Annotated in this window: 14 protein-coding genes; 9 read left to right on the forward strand and 5 right to left on the reverse strand. The window is 64.3% G+C overall.

Annotated elements, in window-relative coordinates:
• The first annotated feature begins 79 nt into the window (after positions 1-79).
• The 7 genes from betA (at position 80) to yccS (ending at position 11,506) form a co-directional block, all read left to right on the forward strand.
• Entirely contained in the window at positions 80-1,783 is a 1,704-nt protein-coding gene (betA, locus tag BLS75_RS21930) for a choline dehydrogenase (protein WP_015637324.1), read from the forward strand.
• Positions 1,784-2,012: 229 nt separating this feature from the next.
• The gene (locus tag BLS75_RS21935) at positions 2,013-3,455 is read left to right on the forward strand and encodes a TldD/PmbA family protein (RefSeq protein ID WP_072451780.1); all 1,443 of its coding nucleotides are present in this window, start codon (positions 2,013-2,015) and stop codon (positions 3,453-3,455) included.
• Complete coding sequence (locus BLS75_RS21940) at positions 3,455-4,792, forward strand: TldD/PmbA family protein (RefSeq protein ID WP_072451781.1); 1,338 nt, start codon at positions 3,455-3,457, stop codon at positions 4,790-4,792. Before BLS75_RS21935 ends, BLS75_RS21940 begins: the two co-directional genes overlap by 1 nt.
• Before the next feature lie 36 nt (positions 4,793-4,828).
• Positions 4,829-6,259: a multidrug transporter subunit MdtD gene (gene mdtD / locus BLS75_RS21945; protein ID WP_015637327.1), complete on the forward strand. Its 1,431-nt coding sequence runs from the start codon at positions 4,829-4,831 to the stop codon at positions 6,257-6,259.
• A gap of 245 nt (positions 6,260-6,504) precedes the next feature.
• Positions 6,505-7,842, forward strand: coding sequence for an ATP-dependent RNA helicase DbpA (dbpA, locus tag BLS75_RS21950; RefSeq protein WP_230493580.1), 1,338 nt, complete (start codon positions 6,505-6,507; stop codon positions 7,840-7,842).
• Positions 7,843-7,905: 63 nt separating this feature from the next.
• Positions 7,906-9,084 carry a BaiN/RdsA family NAD(P)/FAD-dependent oxidoreductase gene (locus BLS75_RS21955; RefSeq protein WP_011063948.1) on the forward strand — a complete coding sequence of 393 codons (1,179 nt, stop codon included), beginning with the start codon at positions 7,906-7,908 and terminating at the stop codon, positions 9,082-9,084.
• Positions 9,085-9,313: 229 nt separating this feature from the next.
• Positions 9,314-11,506 carry a YccS family putative transporter gene (gene yccS, locus BLS75_RS21960; RefSeq protein ID WP_019095267.1) on the forward strand — a complete coding sequence of 731 codons (2,193 nt, stop codon included), beginning with the start codon at positions 9,314-9,316 and terminating at the stop codon, positions 11,504-11,506.
• An 86-nt stretch (positions 11,507-11,592) separates the two neighbouring features.
• On the opposite strand, the gene BLS75_RS21965 is transcribed toward yccS, so the two are convergent.
• Complete coding sequence (locus BLS75_RS21965; RefSeq protein WP_011063950.1) at positions 11,593-12,330, reverse strand: substrate-binding periplasmic protein; 738 nt, start codon at positions 12,328-12,330, stop codon at positions 11,593-11,595.
• 277 nt (positions 12,331-12,607) lie between these two features.
• Between BLS75_RS21965 and BLS75_RS21970 the strand changes: the two genes are divergently transcribed.
• Positions 12,608-13,060 (forward strand): GNAT family N-acetyltransferase, encoded by a 453-nt coding sequence (locus BLS75_RS21970; protein WP_072451782.1) that lies wholly within the window; start codon positions 12,608-12,610, stop codon positions 13,058-13,060.
• A gap of 3 nt (positions 13,061-13,063) precedes the next feature.
• Here the strand turns inward: BLS75_RS21970 and BLS75_RS21975 are convergent, their stop codons facing one another.
• Genes BLS75_RS21975 through BLS75_RS21985 form a run of 3 tightly spaced genes read right to left on the reverse strand, consistent with a single transcriptional unit; the run spans position 13,064 to position 16,062 of the window.
• Positions 13,064-13,360, reverse strand: a complete 297-nt coding sequence (locus BLS75_RS21975; RefSeq protein WP_011063952.1) for a winged helix-turn-helix domain-containing protein — start codon at positions 13,358-13,360, stop codon at positions 13,064-13,066.
• Between the two features lie 23 nt (positions 13,361-13,383).
• Complete coding sequence (locus BLS75_RS21980; RefSeq protein WP_011063953.1) at positions 13,384-13,896, reverse strand: M48 metallopeptidase family protein; 513 nt, start codon at positions 13,894-13,896, stop codon at positions 13,384-13,386.
• 42 nt (positions 13,897-13,938) lie between these two features.
• Positions 13,939-16,062 (reverse strand): putative bifunctional diguanylate cyclase/phosphodiesterase, encoded by a 2,124-nt coding sequence (locus BLS75_RS21985; protein WP_072451783.1) that lies wholly within the window; start codon positions 16,060-16,062, stop codon positions 13,939-13,941.
• A gap of 316 nt (positions 16,063-16,378) precedes the next feature.
• Here BLS75_RS21985 and BLS75_RS21995 point away from each other — a divergent pair, with 316 nt between their 5' ends.
• Entirely contained in the window at positions 16,379-17,050 is a 672-nt protein-coding gene (locus BLS75_RS21995) for a polysaccharide lyase family 7 protein (protein ID WP_072451784.1), read from the forward strand.
• 161 nt (positions 17,051-17,211) lie between these two features.
• Here the strand turns inward: BLS75_RS21995 and fba are convergent, their stop codons facing one another.
• On the reverse strand, positions 17,212-18,276 hold the full coding sequence (gene fba, locus BLS75_RS22000) for a class II fructose-bisphosphate aldolase (RefSeq protein WP_003229012.1): 1,065 nt from the start codon (positions 18,274-18,276) through the stop codon (positions 17,212-17,214).
• Positions 18,277-18,465: the final 189 nt, after the last annotated feature.

Consider the following 18,465-nt stretch of genomic DNA (forward strand, 5'->3'; position numbering starts at 1 on the left):
TCATTCAACGCCAAGCCCGCTTCGCTGCCTTTTCTCGCAGCTTGAAGCTTGAGGCTTGCAGCTCTCCACGGAGGCTCCAATGGCCCAAGAATTCGATTACATCATCATCGGTGCCGGCTCTGCCGGTAACACCCTGGCGACCCGTCTGACTGAAGACGAAGGCGTCACCGTCCTGCTGCTGGAAGCCGGCGGCCCGGACTACCGTTTCGACTTCCGCACCCAGATGCCGGCGGCACTGGCCTTCCCACTGCAAGGCCGTCGCTACAACTGGGCCTACGAGACCGATCCAGAGCCACACATGGACGGTCGTCGCATGGAATGCGGTCGCGGCAAGGGCCTGGGCGGCTCGTCGCTGATCAACGGCATGTGCTACATCCGCGGTAACGCCATGGACTACGACGGCTGGGCCAAGCTGCCAGGCCTGGAAGACTGGACCTACCTGGATTGCCTGCCGTATTTCCGCAAGGCGGAAACCCGTGACATCGGCCCCAACGACTACCACGGCGGCGAAGGCCCGGTCAGCGTGACCACGCCCAAGGCCGGCAACAACCCGCTGTTCCACGCCATGGTCGAAGCCGGCGTGCAGGCCGGTTACCCGCGTACCGAAGACCTGAACGGCTACCAGCAGGAAGGCTTCGGCCCGATGGACCGCACCGTGACCCCCAAAGGTCGTCGCGCCAGCACCGCCCGCGGTTACCTGGACACCGCGAAAAAGCGTTCGACCCTGACCATCGTCACCCACGCCCTGACCGACAAGATCCTCTTCGAAGGCAAGCGCGCCGTGGGCGTGAGCTACCTGCAAGGCAGCACTGAAGAGCGCGTGGAGGCCCGTGCGCGCAAGGAAGTCATCGTCAGCTCCGGCGCCATCGCCTCGCCGCAACTGCTGCAACGTTCCGGCGTAGGCCCCCGCGCCCTCCTGGAAAGCCTGGACATCCCGGTGGTTCACGACCTGCCGGGCGTGGGCGAGAACCTTCAGGACCACCTGGAACTGTACCTGCAGTACGCCTGCACCCAGCCGGTGTCGCTGTATCCATCGCTGCTGTGGTGGAACCAGCCGGCCATCGGTGCCGAGTGGCTGTTCAACGGCACCGGCATCGGCGCCAGCAACCAGTTCGAAGCCGGCGGTTTCATCCGTACCCGCGAAGAGTTCGAATGGCCGAACATCCAGTACCACTTCCTGCCGGTGGCGATTAACTACAACGGCAGCAATGGCGTGAAAGAGCACGGCTTCCAGGCGCACATGGGCTCCATGCGCTCGCCGAGCCGTGGCCGCGTGCAGCTCAAGTCCAAGGACCCGCGCCAGCACCCGAGCATCCTCTTCAACTACATGGCCACCGAGCAGGACTGGCAGGAATTCCGCGACGGCATCCGCCTGACCCGTGAAATCATGCAGCAGCCGGCCCTGGACCCTTTCCGCGGCCGCGAGATCAGCCCGGGCATCGAGGTGCAGACCGACGAGCAACTGGACAAGTTCGTCCGCGAGCACGCCGAGACCGCCTTCCACCCATCCTGCTCGTGCAAGATGGGCACCGACGACATGGCTGTAGTGGATGGCCAGGGTCGCGTGCATGGCATGCAAGGCCTGCGCGTGGTGGATGCCTCGATCATGCCGATCATCACCACCGGCAACCTCAACGCGCCGACGATCATGATGGCCGAGAAAATCGCCGACAAGATCCGTGGCCGCCAGCCACTGCCACGCAGCACCGCGGCCTACTACGTAGCCGGTGAAGCCCCGGTACGTGGCAAGCCGATGCGCGATGTGACTCCCGCCGCGCAGTAAGCCTGACGGGCGCCGACCGCAAGGGTCGGCGCCCTTTTTCTCTTCCCTTCATTCCCTCAGAACTACTTCCTTGATCGCAGCCTTCGGCAGCGGCTACAGTTCTGCAACTTGCACATCCCCTTTCGCCCCCGCGCTCATCAGCACCTATACCTGTAGGAACCGCCGGGCGGTGTTCCGTTTGCTGGCGAAACGCGTCGACCCGCTATCGCGCCTCACAAGGAGGTCCTCCATGTTCGACTTTCACCCCCAGCTCAAGCAGCGCTTCGCTGCCTTGCGCACGGGCGCCGAATTCTTTTCCCTGCGTTATGTCCGCGAGTCGGACCAGTACCTGTCGGTGCGCAAGAATGTCGCCGAGCCGCCGAGCCTGGGCCGAGACGAAGGGGCGATGCTGACCGTGCGGGTGCGCGGCGTGGAAGCCTACGCCGCCACCAACGACCTGTCGCAAAGCGGCCTGCAGGCCGCCCTTGACCGCGCCGAGCAGCAGGCCCGGGTCATCGCCGCCCATGCCCTGCTGGACCTGCGTGAGCAACCGGTCTCCAGCCACCGCGCGGACTATTTCTCGCCCAACCTGGAGCAGCCCTTCCCCTCCCTCAGCGACTGCTATCAGCTGCTGGGCGATGAGTCGGCCTCGGTGCCCAAGGATGAACGCCTGGTGAACTGGCAGGTGGGCATCGGCGTGACCCAGGTCGAACAGATCTACCTCAACAGCGCCGGCGCCGAGCTGCGCCAGGCCCAGCGTTTCGTCTACCCGGGCCTGGACGTGACCGCCTACGACGGCAGCGACAGCCAGACCCGCAGCCTCGGCCGGGAGAACTTCGGCCAGCAGGGCGCCGGCGATGTGATCAGCCGCTGCGGCCTGCTGGGGGCCGCACCGCGGGTCGCCGACCAGGCCCTGCAACTGCTGCTGGCGCCCAATACCCCCCAGGGCCCGCGGGACCTGCTGCTGATGCCGGACCAGATGATGCTGCAGATCCACGAATCCATCGGCCATCCCCTGGAGCTGGACCGCATTCTCGGCGACGAGCGCAATTACGCCGGCACCAGCTTCGTCAAACAGCAGGATTTCGGCCACCTGCAATACGGCTCCTCGCTGCTCAACGTGACTTTCGACCCGCAGATCCCCGAGGAACTGGCCAGCTACAGTCACGACGACGACGGCACCGCGGCCAGCAAGCAGTTCCTGATTCGCGAGGGCCTGCTGGTACGCCCCCTGGGCAGCGCCCTGTCGCAATACCGCAGCGGCCTCGACGGCGTCGCCAACAGCCGCGCCAGCAGTTGGAACCGTGCACCGATCGACCGCATGGCCAACCTCAACATCGAGCCCGGCGACCAGCCCCTGGAGCAAATGATCGGGCACATCGAGCACGGCATCCTGATGTCCACCAACCGTTCCTGGTCCATCGACGATGCGCGCAACAAGTTCCAGTTCGGCTGCGAATGGGGCCAGTTGATCGAGAACGGCGAACTCCGGGGCGTGGTCAAGAACCCCAACTACCGGGGGATTTCCGCGCAGTTCTGGCGCAACCTCAGCGCGGTCGGCGACCGCAGCACCTTCCAGGTGCTGGGCACGCCCAACTGCGGCAAGGGCGAGCCCAACCAGGTGATTCGCGTCGGCCATGCTTCGCCGGCCTGCGTATTCAGCAAGATTGATGTATTTGGAGGAGACGCCTGATGACCAGGACAGCCGATCAGGCCCAGCCATTCAAGGCCTTGGTGCAGTGGCTCAAAGACGCGCTGCGCGAGACCGAGCAGTTCACCCTGAGCTACGCCGCCGAAGCCTCGGAGTTCATTCGCTTCAACCACGCCAAGGTGCGCCAGGCCGGGCAGGTGCAACAGGCCAGCGTGCATTTCAAGCTGATCGACAATGGCCGCCACGCCGACCTCAGCATCACCCTGAGCAATGACCCCGAGGTGGATCGCCAGCGCCTGGCCGATGGCCTGCAACAACTGCGCGAGACCCTGCCGCTGCTGCCGGCCGACCCGTACCTGATGCTCAACCACACCCATTGGCAAAGCCATCACGTGCAGGACCAGCCGCTGCCCGGCAGTGAGCAGGTGGTGGAAGAAATCGGTCGCGCCGGCGCCGGCCTGGACCTGGTGGGCATCTACGCTGCCGGCCCCATCAGCCGTGGCTTCGCCAGTTCCGGCGGGGCCTTCGGCTGGCACCAGGCCAACAGCTTCAACTTCGATTTCAGCCTGTTCCACGAAAACGGCGAGGCGGTGAAGGCCAGCTACGCCGGGCACGCCTGGGACAGCCAGGCCTTCGCCCTGCGCTTCCAGCAGGCCCGGGAACAACTGGAATTCCTTGGCCGGCCACTGCGCACCCTGGCGCCCGGGCAGTACCGGGCCTACCTGGCGCCGGCAGCCCTGGAGGAGATCATGGGCATGCTGGCCTGGGGCGGCTTCTCGGCCCAGTCGATCGCCAGCAAGCACAGCCCGCTGCAGAAGCTCTATGCCGGTGATGCCGCGCTGAACCCGCTGGTGTCGCTCGACGAACAGGTCAGCGGTTCCCTGAGCCCGGCGTTTTCCGACGAAGGCTACCCGCGCAGCGACCTGTCACTGATCGCCGCGGGCAGCGCCAATGCCCAACTGATCAACTCCCGCAGCGCCGCCGAGTACGGCCTGACCACCAATGGTGCCGGCAGCGGCGAGTACCCCAGTGCACTGAACATGGCCGCTGGGCGGTTGTCCCAGCAGGAGATCCTCAAGCAGCTGGGCACCGGGCTGTACATCAGCAACCTGTGGTACCTGAACTACTCGGACCTGCCGGCGGCGCGCCTCACCGGCATGACCCGCTTCGCCACCTTCTGGGTGGAGAACGGCGAGATCCAGGCGCCGGTGAGCACCATGCGCTTCGATGACAGTGTCTACAGCCTGCTGGGCTCGCAGCTGGAGGCCCTGACCGAGCAACGCGAGCTGCTGCTGTCGGCCAGTACCTACGGCCAGCGCCAGACCGCTTCGATGCACTTGCCCGGAGCGCTGGTCAGCCGCCTGACCCTGACCCTGTAGAAACCGCCCTCAAACCTGAACTCACCCAGAGGTCCCATGCCCGAACGCGCGCCACTCGATGCCACCACCGCCCGCTGGCTGCCCTGGGTGGTGGCCATCGCCTTCTTCATGCAGTCCCTGGACGGCACCATCCTCAATACCGCCCTGCCGGCCATGGCCCAGGACCTGGCGGAAAACCCCCTGCGCATGCAGGGGGTGATCATCGCCTACATGCTCACTGTGGCCCTCTTGATCCCGGCCTCGGGCTGGATCGCCGACCGCTTCGGCACCAAGCGGATCTTCTTCGGCGCCATCTTGCTGTTCAGCATCGGTTCCCTGCTCTGCGCCCTGTCCAACACCCTGACCCAGCTGATTGGCGCCCGGGTGATCCAGGGCCTGGGCGGTGCGCTGATGCTGCCGGTGGGACGGCTGGTGGTGCTGCGTGCCTACCCGCGTTCGGAACTGGTGCGGATCATGGGCTTCATCACCATTCCCGGGCTTCTGGGGCCGCTGATCGGCCCGACCATGGGCGGCTGGATGGTGCAGTACCTGACCTGGCACTGGATCTTCCTGATCAACCTGCCGGTAGGCGCCGTTGGTTGCTATGCGGTGTGGCGTTTCATTCCCGACCTGCGCGGCAGCGAGCGCACACGCTTCGACAGCCTGGGCTTTGTGCTGTTCGGCGCGGCGATGGTGCTGATCACCATCGCCATGGAAGGCCTGGGGGAACTGCACCTGCCGCACTTGCGGGTGATGTTGCTGCTGTTCGGCGGGCTGGCCTGCCTGGCGGCCTACTGGCTGCGGGCCGTGCACACCGACAACCCGCTGTTCGCCCCGTCACTGTTCAAGGTGCGGACCTTTGCCGTGGGCATTCTGGGCAACCTGTTCGCCCGCCTGGGCAGCGGCGCCCTGCCGTTCCTGGTGCCCCTGCTGCTGCAAGTGGCCCTGGGCTATTCACCGTCCCAGGCGGGGATGAGCATGCTGCCCCTGGCGGCCGCGGCAATGCTGGCCAAATCCATCGCCCGGCCACTGATCGAGCGCCTGGGCTACCGCATCGTGCTCACCGGCAACACCCTGGCCCTGGGCATCATGCTGGCCAGCATGGGGCTGGTCAGCGAACAGACGCCCTACCCGCTGCTGCTGGGCATGCTGGCGGTGCTGGGGGCGATCAACTCGCTGCAGTTCACGGCGATGAACACCGTGACCCTGATCGACCTCGACGATGCCGCCGCCAGCAGCGGCAACAGCCTGCTGTCGGTGGTGGCGCAACTGTCCCTGAGCCTTGGGGTGGCCTGTGCCGGCGCGCTGCTGGGCGGCTTTACCGCTGAGTTGGGCAACGATGGCGTGGACACCGTGCTCGGCGCCTTCCAACTGACCTTCCTCACGGTAGGCATCATGGCGATGCTGGCGGCGGCGATCTTCCTCCAGCTGTCGCCCACCGATGGCCGGCGCGCGCGCAAGCTCGAGGAGCAGCACATCGAACACTGAACCCACGCACCTCCCCCCGTAGGAGCCGGCTTGCCGGCGAAGAGCCCCCCCGGGCCCTGCGCCAACCTCGCGGCCGCTTTCGCTGGCAAGCCAGCGCCTACACAAAACCGCCCCTGCAAGGCTGCTCGTCCAGAATTTGCAGGTTGTGGGAGCGGGACTGATACACTGCGCGACATTTTGTTTTGCAGGCCAGTCCCGTGACCACCATTGCCACCGCTTTTAATACTTTGCCCCTGTCTCCCGCCATGCTGGCTAACCTCGACTCCCTCGGTTATGCCCAGATGACGCCGATCCAGGCGCAGAGCTTGCCGGTGATCCTCAAGGGCATGGACCTGATCGCCCAGGCCAAGACCGGCAGCGGCAAGACCGCGGCCTTTGGCATCGGCCTGCTGAACCCGATCAACCCGCGCTACTTCGGCTGCCAGGCCCTGGTGATCTGCCCGACTCGCGAGCTGGCCGACCAGGTGGCCAAGGAAGTGCGCCGGCTGGCTCGCGCCGAAGACAACATCAAGGTCCTGACCCTGTGCGGCGGCGTGTCGTTCGGGCCACAGATCGCCTCCCTGGAGCACGGTGCGCATATCATCGTCGGCACCCCAGGGCGTATCCAGCAGCATCTACGCAAGGGTTCGCTGGTGCTCGACGGCCTGAACACGCTGGTGCTCGACGAAGCCGACCGCATGCTCGATATGGGCTTCTACGACGCCATCGAAGACATCATCGAAAAGACCCCGTCGCGCCGCCAGACCCTGCTGTTCTCCGCCACGTATCCGGTGGGCATCAAGCAACTGGCGTCGAAATTCATGCGCGATCCGCAAACGGTGAAAGCCGAAGCGTTCCACGACGACACGCAGATCGAACAGCGTTTCTACGAGATTTCCCCGGAAGAACGCATGAGCGCAGTGACCAAAGTCCTGCACCACTTCCGCCCGGCCTCCTGTGTGGCGTTCTGCTTCACCAAGCAGCAAGTGCAGGAAACCGTCGATCACCTGACCGCCAAAGGCATCTCCGCTGTCGGCCTGCACGGCGACCTGGAGCAGCGTGACCGCGATCAGGTGCTGGCGATGTTCGCCAACCGCAGTACTTCGGTACTGGTCGCCACCGACGTGGCCGCCCGTGGCCTGGACATCGATGCGCTGGACATGGTGATCAACGTCGAGCTGGCCCGCGATTCGGAAATCCACATTCACCGCGTTGGCCGTACCGGTCGCGCTGGCGAGAAAGGCATCGCGGTCAGCCTCGTCGCACCGTCCGAAGCCCATCGTGCGCAAGCCATCGAACAACTGCAGAAAGCCCCGTTGAACTGGGATCAGGTCGATAACCTCAAGTCCCAGGGCGGCGCCCCGCTGCAGCCACCGATGAGCACGTTGTGCATCGCCGGCGGGCGCAAGGACAAGGTACGTCCGGGGGATATTCTCGGCGCACTGACCGGCGACGCCGGCATCCCGGGCGCCCAGGTCGGCAAGATCGCGATCTTCGACTTCCAGTCGTATGTGGCGGTTGAACGCACTGTGGTCATGCAGGCGCTGCAGCGCCTGAACAACGGCAAGATCAAGGGCCGCTCGCTGCGCGTGCGCGTCCTCTAACCCCACCGTCCCTGTAGGAGCGAGCAAGCTCGCTCCTACAGAATTTTGTGCGAGGACACCGTTTTGCGTTCTACCGAAGTCGTGATCATTGGCGCCGGCGCCGCCGGCCTGATGTGCGCCCTGACCGCGGCCGGCCGGGGCCGCCAGGTGTTGCTGCTGGATCACGCCAACAAGGCCGGCAAGAAAATCCTGATGTCCGGCGGTGGCCGCTGTAATTTCACCAATATGTACACCGAACCGGCCAACTTCCTGTCGCAGAACCCGCATTTCTGCAAATCGGCCCTGGCGCGCTACACCCAGTGGGATTTCATCGGCCTGGTGGCCAAGCACGGCGTGCCCTACCACGAGAAGAAACTCGGCCAGCTGTTCTGCGATAACAAGTCCAGCGACATCCTCGGCATGCTGCTCGACGAGTGCGATCAGGTCGGCGTGGAGCTGCGCCTGGACACCTCGATCCAGACCATCGAAAAGGTCGAAAGCGGCTACCTGCTCGACACCACCCTCGGCCAGGTTCAGTGCCAATCGCTGGTGATCGCCACCGGCGGGCTGTCGATCCCGACGCTGGGCGCCACCGGCTTCGGTTATCAGGTGGCCAAACAGTTCGGCCACGAACTGCTGCCGACCCGTGCCGGCCTGGTGCCGTTCACCATCACCGACCAGCTCAAGGAACTGTGCAGCGAGCTGTCGGGGACCTCGGTGGATTGCCTGGTGAGCTGCAACGACCAGAGCTTTCGCGAGAACATCCTGTTCACCCACCGCGGCCTCAGCGGCCCGGCGATCCTGCAGATTTCCTCCTACTGGCAGCCCGGCGACAGCGTCGAGATCAACCTGCTGCCGGACCACGACGCCCTGGGCTGGCTGCAACAGCAGCAGGCCGAGCGCCCCAACAGCGAGCTCAAGACCCTCCTGGGGGAGATCTTCACCAAGAAGATGGCCGGCCTGCTGGCCGACCACTGGTTCGTCTCCAAGCCGATGAAGCAGTACACCCCGGCGGAGCTGGCGGACGTGGCGCAGAAACTCGGCAGCTGGCAACTGGTACCGGCGGGCACCGAGGGCTACCGCACCGCCGAAGTGACCCTGGGCGGCGTCGACACCCGGGAAGTTTCGTCCAAGACCATGGAATCGCTGAAGAGCCCGGGGCTGTATTTCATCGGTGAAGTGCTGGACGTCACCGGCCACCTGGGCGGCTTCAACTTCCAGTGGGCCTGGGCCTCGGGCTACGCGGCGGCCCAATACGTCTGAGCCGCTGCGTCTCCCTGTAGCCGCTGCCGCAGGCTGCGAACGACCCGAAGGGGCGCGGCGATCCGATGTCCGCTGAGGTCCTGCGGACCTGTCGCAGCCTGCGGCAGCGGCTACAGGTGTCCGACCGGCAACGGCAACAGAATTTGCCGGCCGATGTGACGACGGCATTGCGCCGTCGTCAATACTGGCTCAATTTAGCTGCATCGCCCCGGAAGGCCCGCCCTACTCCATGTCCTCGACCTCTTTTCGCCAATCCCTGCGCCGCCTCTGGGCGCTGGATAAATTCAGCTACAGCGTGCGGGTGTTCATCGCCCTGACCGGCAGCATGGCGCTGTGCTGGTATCAGGATGAAATGGCCCTGCTGATCCCGCTGTTCCTCGGCATCATCGCCAGCGCCCTGGCGGAAACCGACGACAGCTGGCAAGGCCGGCTCAATTCCCTGGCCGTGACCCTGGTGTGCTTCAGCATTGCCGCGCTGTCGGTGGAACTGCTGTTCCCCTACCCCTGGATCTTCGCCATCGCCCTGGCCCTGGCCAGCTTCGGCCTGACCATGCTGGGGGCGCTGGGCGAACGCTATGGCGCCATCGCCTCGGCGACCCTGATCCTCTCGGTCTACACCATGATCGGCGTCGACCAGCGCGGCGGCGCGGTGATCGATTTCTGGCACGAGCCGCTGCTGCTGGTGGCCGGCGCCGCCTGGTACGGCCTGCTGTCGGTGCTGTGGCAGGCGCTGTTTTCCAACCAGCCGGTGCAGCAGAGCCTGGCCCGGCTGTTTCGCGAACTGGGTTACTACCTCAAGCTCAAGTCCTCGCTGTTCGAGCCCATCCGCCAGCTGGACGTGGAGGCCCGGCGCCTGGAACTGGCCAAGCAGAACGGCAAGGTGGTGGCGGCCCTCAACGTCGCCAAGGAAATCATCCTGCACCGGGTGGGCAACGGCCGGCCGGGGTCGAAGGTCAGCCGCTACCTGAAGCTGTACTTCCTGGCCCAGGACATTCACGAGCGTGCCAGCTCTTCCCACTACCCGTACAACGCCCTGACCGAGGCGTTTTTCCACAGCGACGTGCTGTTCCGCTGCCAGCGCCTGCTGCGCCAGCAGGGCAAGGCCTGCCGTGCCCTGGCCGAATCCATCCAGTTGCGCCAGCCGTTCGTCTATGACGCCACCTTCGCCGAGGCCCTGGGCGACCTGCACGCTTCCCTGGAACACCTGCGGATCCAGAGCAACCCGGCCTGGCGCGGGCTGTTGCGCTCATTGCGAGCCCTGGCGGCCAACCTCGGCACCCTCGACCGCCTGCTCAGCGACGCCAGCAACCCCGACGCCCTGGCGGACGCCACCGACAGCAGCCTGCTGGACCGTTCGCCACGCAATTTCAAGGATGTCTGGACCCGCCTGCGCACCCAGCTGACGCCAACCTCGCTGCTGTTCCGCCATGCCCTGCGCCTGCCCCTGGCGCTGAGCATCGGCTACGGCATGGTGCATTTGATCCACCCTTCCCAGGGTTACTGGATCATCCTCACCACCCTGTTCGTCTGCCAGCCCAACTACGGCGCCACCCGGCGCAAGCTGGGCCAGCGGATCATCGGCACCGCCATCGGCCTGACCATCGCCTGGGCGCTGTTCGACCTGTTCCCCAGCCCCTTGGTGCAGTCGCTGTTCGCCATTGCCGCCGGGGTGGTGTTCTTCACCAACCGCACCACCCGCTACACCCTGGCCACGGCGGCCATCACCCTGATGGTGCTGTTCTGCTTCAACCAGGTGGGCGACGGTTATGGGCTGTTCCTGCCGCGGCTGTTCGATACCCTGCTGGGCAGCCTGATCGCCGGGCTGGCGGTGTTCCTGTTCCTGCCGGACTGGCAGGGCCGGCGCCTGAACAAGGTGCTGGCCAATACCCTGACCTGCAACAGCATCTACCTGCGCCAGATCATGCAGCAGTACGCCGCCGGCAAGAGCGACGACCTGGCCTACCGCCTGGCCCGGCGCAACGCCCACAACGCCGACGCCGCGCTGTCCACCACCCTGGCCAACATGCTCATGGAACCCGGGCATTTCCGTAAGGAAGCGGACGTGGGCTTTCGCTTCCTGGTGCTGTCCCACACCTTGCTCAGCTACCTCTCGGGCCTGGGCGCACACCGCGAAACCCGGCTGCCGGACGAGGTTCGCGAGCACTTGATCGAAGGCGCCGGGGTCAGCCTGGCGGCCAGCATCGACGAGATTGCCCAGGGTCTGGCCAACAAGACCCCGATCGATATCCAGAGCGATGCCGAAGAAGCCCTGGCCAATGAGCTGGAGCAAATGCCCGACGAGGTCGACGAAGGCCAGCGCCTGGTGCAGACCCAACTGGCGCTGATCTGCCGTCAGCTGGGCCCGTTGCGGACCCTGGCGGCGCATCTGATCAAGGACACCAGCGACAACGCAAAACCGTAGGAGCCGGCTTGCCGGCGAAAGGGGCCGCAAGACTCATGCACGGTCCGGAGTCGCTTTCGCTGGCAAGCCAGCTCCTGCATCTTCGGTTACATGCCGTGCTGGCGCAGCAGGCGGTCGTAGCTACCGTCAGCTTTCATGGCAGCGATTTCCTTGTCGAACCTGGCCACGATCTGCGCATGCTCGGGGTTCTTCAGGCTGACCAGGATATGCAGGCTGTTCTCGCTCAGGGGCTTGGGCAGGAACTCCACGGCATTGCGTACCCGCGGTGACTCCCGGGCCAAGTAGTAGCGGGCCACGTATTCGTCTTCCAGGGTCAGCTTGACCCGATCCGCCGCCAGCATGCGCACCGCCATGGCGAAGTTGTGCACCGGCACCTTCTGCAGGTCGGGGTCATTGTCGAATTCGGGGGAATAGGCGTAGCCACGCACCACTGCCACCGGGTACTCATGCAGCTGCTTGAGGTTGCTGTATTCCAGCGGCGCGTCCTTGCGCTTGATGAAGCGCACGCGGTTGACCATGTATTCCGCGGAGAACTGCCCCAACTGGGTGCGCTCTTCGTTGTACCAGGCATTCACCAGCACGTCGTAGCGCCCCTCGCCGATGCCCAGCAGGGCCCGGGCCCAGGGCACCTGCTCGAATTCGCTGGAATAGCCGGCGCGGGACAGGGCGGTGCTGACAATGTCGGTGGCCACGCCGCCATTGACCAGGGTCGCGTCGGTAAAGGGTGGCCAGGCATCGGCGACCAGCCGCAGCCTTTCGGCAAAAGCGCTCTGGCCCAGCAACAGCAATCCGATCAAAGCCAAAGCTCGATGCAGTCGCAGCATGCTAATAGATCCTTAGCGGGCCCTGGGCCCAGCGCGTTCCAGCCCATACTCCAGGGTCGCGGCCTGTGCGGCACAGGTCGGCCCAGCTCCTAACATTAGCTCATCAGAACCCATGCACAGGTCTTGAAAACAGATTACACAAAGAAGACAAATACCAGTGATCTCAGTAGTGGCATTTTGACCCATCTCACAGAAACATTCTCTGCGTGACAACCGGCAAGACATCCCGTGGCGATGTGCTTACTATTTCGCGCAGCACTCAATACAGGATATGAAGATGACCATCGAATGGGTCTGCAAACATCACACCGACCTGGGCAAGGAACAGTTGTACGCGATTCTGCAATTGCGCACCGAAGTCTTCGTGGTGGAACAGAAATGCCCTTATCAGGAAGTCGACGGCCGCGACCTTGAAGGCGATACCTGCCACCTGATGGCCTGGGACGGCGACCGGTTGCTGGCCTACCTGCGCCTGCTGGACCCGACTTCCCAGGGCGGCGACGTGGTCATCGGCCGCGTGGTCATCGCTGAACAGGCCCGTGGCCAGGGCCTGGGCCACACCCTGATGGAGCAGGCGCTGAAGCAGGCCGAGCGGCACTGGCCGCAAACGCCGATCTACCTCTCGGCCCAGGCTCATCTGCAGGCCTATTACGGCCGCTACGGTTTCGAGGTGGCGGGCGAAGCATACCTGGAGGACGGTATTCCTCACATCGGCATGCGTCGCTCCTGAGCCTCAGGGATAGCCCAGCACGGCCTTGATCTGCCGCAGGTTGGGCTCGATCCAGCCCTTGTCGATGGCGCCCCAGTTGTGGATCCGGTAACGCCCGGCATGGTTGCGCGCGCCGTCCTGCTGCTCGAACTCGCAGAGGATGTCCAGGTCCGCCAGGGCCGCGATGGTGTCCTGGGCGGTGCGCCGCGGCATGCCGGTGACTTCGGTCAGCGCCGGCACGCTGCTGGCCAGGCCGCTGTCGATCAGGTACGCCACATACAGGCGGCGGTAGAAACTGCTCTTGGTCTTGCTCACATCCATCGCCCACTCCTTGCCTTCAGGGGTTAATCCGGCGCTCCCGCCTTGCCTTGCAGGTCGCGCCAGGTCAGGTAGACCCGCAGGTCGAACTCCAGCTGGTGATAGCCCGGCAGCATATGCTCGCAGAGCTTGTAGAACGCCTTGTTGTGATCCGATTCCTTGAAGTGGGCCAGCTCGTGCACCACGATCATCCGCAGGAATTCCGGCGCCGCCTCCTTGAACAGCGAAGCGATGCGGATCTCTTTCTTGGCCTTGAGCTTGCCGCCCTGCACCCGGGAAACCGTGGTATGCAGGCCCAGGGCACGGTGGGTCAGGTCCAGACGGTTGTCGAACAGCACCTTGTCGATGGCCGGCGCATTGCGCAGGTATTCCTGCTTGAGCTCCAGAGCGTAGCTGTACAGCGCCTTGTCGCTCTGTACGGCGTGCCGGCCCGGGTAACGCTGGCTCAGGTAGTCGCCCAGGCGCTGTTCATCGATCAACTGGCGCACTTGCTGCTGCAAGGCGACGGGATAGGCCTGGAGGTATTTGAGTGCGGTCATGAAGGGGCAACGCAGGGCATAAAAGGCGCCAGTGTAGCGAATTCAGGCCTGTAGCGCGCTCCAGTCAAAGGGCTGGGCAAACTGGCTGGCGGTACTGGCGGTCAGCGGCCGAGCCACCAGGAAACCTTGCACATACTCGCAGCCATTGGCCTTGAGCCACTGGTATTGCTCGAGGGTTTCCACGCCCTCGGCGATCACCAGCAGGTCGAACTGCTTGCACAGGTCGATCACGCAGCGGGCAATGGCGGCATCCCTTGGCGAGGTCAGCAGGCGGGCAATCAGGTGGCGATCGAGCTTGAGGGTGTCCAGTTGCAGGTCACGCAGGTAGGCCAGGCAACAACTGCCCGAGCCGAAGTCATCCAGGGCCACCCGCACCCCCAGCTGACGCAGGAGCTGCAACTGTTTGCGGGTGTCATCCAGGTTCTGGGTCAAGGCGGCCTCGGTAACCTCCACCTCCAGTTGGCGCGGTTGCAGGCCATGGCGCGACAGCACCTGGCGCAGCTCGGCCACCAGGTTGGGCATGTTGAACTGGGTGGCACTGAGGCTGACGCCCAGCACCAGGTCGGGGCTGAACACCTGCTCCCAGTCCTTGCGCTGGGCCGCGCCCTGTTGATAGATCCAACTGCCCAGGCGGCTGATCAGCCGTGCCTCCTCAAGCAGGGGCAGGAACAGCCCCGGAGGCACGTCGCCCACACTCGGATGACGCCAGCGCAGCAAGGCTTCGAAACCGCGCAGGCGCCCGTCGGCAATGGCCACCTGGGGCTGGTACACCAGGGTGAATTCCTTGCGCTCCACGGCGCTGCGCACGCTTTCCTCGAGCATCAGCCGCGAACGGGCGCGGCCATTCATTTCGTGATCGTAGTAGCGGTACTGCTGGCGGCCGGCGCGCTTGGCTTCGTACATGGCGATGTCCGCCGCCCGCAACAGGCCGTCCAGGTTGGAGCCGCAGTCGGGGTAGATGGCGATGCCGATACTCGCCCCCAGCACCACCTCCAGGCCATCGATCTGCTGGTTGATGGACAGGCGTTCGATCAGCTTCTCGGCGATCTTCGCCGCCTGCTCGGGGAAGCTCAGCTCCAGCAGCGCGGTGAATTCGTCGCCGCCCATGCGCCCGAGAATGTCGAAGGAGTGCAGGCAGTCCTTCAGTTGCTCGGAAACCCAGCGCAGCACCCGGTCGCCGGCGTCGTGCCCCAGGGAGTCGTTGACCCGCTTGAAGCCGTCGAGGTCCAGATAGAGCAGGACCAGGGACTTTCCCGAGCGGTCGCTGCGCAGCAGGATGTTTTCCACCGTCTGATAGAAGCCGCGGCGGTTGAGCAGGCCGGTCAGCGGGTCGGTCACGGCCTGGTATTCCAGTTGCTGGTGCAGGTGACGCACTTCGGACATGTCCAGCAGGGTGACCACCATTGCCTTCTGGTCACTGGGCAAGGGCGCACAGGACAAGGCCACGCTGATCAACTGGCCGGGCACGGTGCGCATCTGAGCGTCGTGCAGGCGATAGGTTTCGCCCCGGCGATAACAGGCGTAGAGCTCGGAGCCGCTCCAGTCGGGAACGTGGGGCTTTTGCAGGTAGTCGAGAAAGGGCGAGCCTTCCAGCTCCTTGACCTGGGCATTGAGCAGGCGCGAGACCGCCGGATTGGCGAAACGCACGCACCCGCCCTCGTCCACCACCAGGATGCCCTCGGCAGCGTTGTCCAGCACCGAGGCATTGAAGGCCCGCGCCACCTCCAGGTCGTGACTGAGGTGCTGCAGGGCCCGGCGGTTGCGCTGATGCTCCAGCAGGGCCTGGACCTTGGGCTTGAGAATCTGTGGGTCGAACGGTTTGAACAGGTAGTCCACGGCGCCACTGGCATAGCCCTTGATCACGGCGTCCTGAGACTGTTCGTTGGCGGTGAGAAAGATGATCGGGGTCAGCCGGGTACGTTGGCTGCCACGCATCAGGCGGGCGACTTCGAAGCCATCCATGCCGGGCATCTGTACATCCAGCAACACCAGGTCCACTTCATGTTCGAGCAGCAGGCCCAGGGCCTCGACCCCCGAGGCGGCGGTCATCACCTGCCAGTCCTGGCGCTGCAACAGAGCACGCATGCTGAGGAGGTTTTCAGGATAGTCATCGACGATCAGAAGAGTGGAGTGGCCTTCGGCTGCCTCTGGTTGCACGCATTCCATGCTGCTTCTCTTGTCTGTAATAAGACTGAACGGATTTAAAAACCCGGTAAAACCTGAGGTTTCACTCTAGACCCGGATCCTCAAAAGCAGAAGCTGTCAGCACGCCATCACTTCGCCAATGGCCGCAGCTCCCGACTAACGGTCACAGAGTTGCCGCATAAAAACCGGGATAGATGGCATTTCGACATTTTGCTGACGCCATATATCCGCCATACGGGCCTCGCCAAGCGCCGCTTCTGCGCTATAAAGACCCCCTAAGAAGCGCAGGCTAAAGCCTTCGGCCACCTGCATCAGCCATGCCTTGCGGAAAACCACCATGATCGACCTGGCAACCTGGAACCTCAGCGTTCCCGTCGGCAGCCCGCCGGCGACCATCGACACCCCGACACTGGTCAAGGGGTTCAAGGACCAGTATTTCCACTCCGATACCGGCACCCTGTTCTTCTGGTCGCCGGTGACCGGCTCGAAAACCGAGAACGCCATCTACCCGCGCACCGAGCTGCGCGAGACCTACTCCAATGGCACCTTGCGCAACTGGACCTACCCCGAAGCGGACAACCTGCTGTACGCGACCCTGGCGGTGAACCAGGTGCCCTCATCGGGCAAGATCGTCATCGGCCAGATCCACGCCTACAACAGCACCAAGCCGCTGGTGAAGGTCGAGTACCAGTACAAGATCAGCAAGGGCAGCGGCAACATCGTGGCCAAGGTGCGCCTGCACCCGGACGACGAGGAAGGCCGTGTCATCACCATTGCCGAGAACGTGCCCATGGATCGGGAGTTTTCCTACCTGATCCACCTGAGCCCGGGCGGCGCCCTGGGCGTCAGCGCTGCCGGCTATCAGTGGGACAGCCAGCTGAGCGCGACCTGGCGCGACAAGCCGCTGTACTTCAAGGCCGGGGTTTATGTGCAGGACAACACCGGCTATACCAGCGAAGGCGGCAAGGTGACCTTTTCCAAGCTGGACATCGACCACAACAAGACCTGACACCCCTTCCTGCGCGGGAGCCGGCTTGCCGGCGAAGGCGCCGTTGAGCCCGGCATCCGCCCAAAGGCGCTCTTCGCTGGCAAGCCAGCGCCTACGAAGGCAAGAATTCCGGATACAAAAAAGCCCGCATCGCTGCGGGCTTCTTCGTTCGACGCTTAGGCTCAGTTGACCTTGGCGTTCAGCTCACCCTTGAGGTAACGCTGGAACATGGCTTCCAGGGAGATCGGCTTGATCTTCGAGGCGTTGCCGGCGGTGCCGAAGGCTTCGTAACGGGCGATGCAGACATCGCGCATGGCGGTCACGGTGGCGCCGAAGAACTTGCGCGGGTCGAACTCGCTGGGGTTGGTGGCCATCAGGCGGCGCATGGCACCGGTGGACGCCAGGCGCAGGTCGGTGTCGATGTTGACCTTGCGCACGCCGTACTTGATGCCTTCGACGATTTCTTCAACCGGCACGCCGTAGGTTTCCTTGATGTCGCCACCGTACTGGTTGATGATCGCCAGCCACTCTTGCGGCACCGAAGAGGAACCGTGCATCACCAGGTGAGTGTTGGGGATGCGCTTGTGGATTTCCTTGATACGGTCGATGGCCAGTACGTCGCCGGTAGGCGGCTTGGTGAACTTGTAGGCGCCGTGGCTGGTACCGATGGCGATGGCCAGGGCATCCACCTGGGTCTTCTTGACGAAGTCCGCGGCTTCTTCCGGGTCGGTCAGCATCTGGCTGTGGTCCAGCACGCCTTCGGCGCCGATGCCGTCTTCTTCACCGGCCATGCCGGTTTCCAGGGAACCCAGGCAGCCCAGCTCGCCCTCTACCGAGACGCCGCAGGCGTGGGCCATGGCTACGGTTTGCTGGGTGACACGGACGTTGTATTCGTAGTCGGTCGGAGTCTTGCCGTCTTCACCGAGGGAGCCGTCCATCATCACCGAGGAAAAACCCAGCTGGATCGAGCGCTGGCAGACGTCAGGGCTGGTGCCGTGGTCCTGGTGCATGCACACCGGGATATGCGGAAACTCTTCGATGGCAGCCAGAATCAGGTGACGCAGGAAAGGCGCGCCGGCGTATTTGCGGGCGCCGGCCGAAGCCTGGACGATCACCGGGGAGTCAGTCTTGTCAGCGGCTTCCATGATGGCGCGCATCTGCTCAAGGTTGTTGACGTTGAAGGCTGGAACGCCGTAGCCGAACTCGGCTGCGTGGTCCAGCATCTGGCGCATGCTGATGAGTGCCATTGTGTGTGTCTCTCCCGGTCGAGGGTCGTTAATCGTGCAAGCCTGCCGTAGCGGCGACTGCTATTCAAGTGATTGCAGATCGGGGGTCAACCCGCTCTGTTCCATTCGTTAAAACCAAATCTCTACAGCCACGCAGGAGCCGGCTCGCCGGTGAAAGGGGCCTTGAACCTTGTACAGGTCTGGAGGCCG

Origin of the sequence: Pseudomonas sp. NFPP12 (assembly GCF_900103205.1) — a bacterium.
Taxonomy (GTDB): Bacteria; Pseudomonadota; Gammaproteobacteria; order Pseudomonadales; family Pseudomonadaceae; genus Aquipseudomonas; species Aquipseudomonas protegens.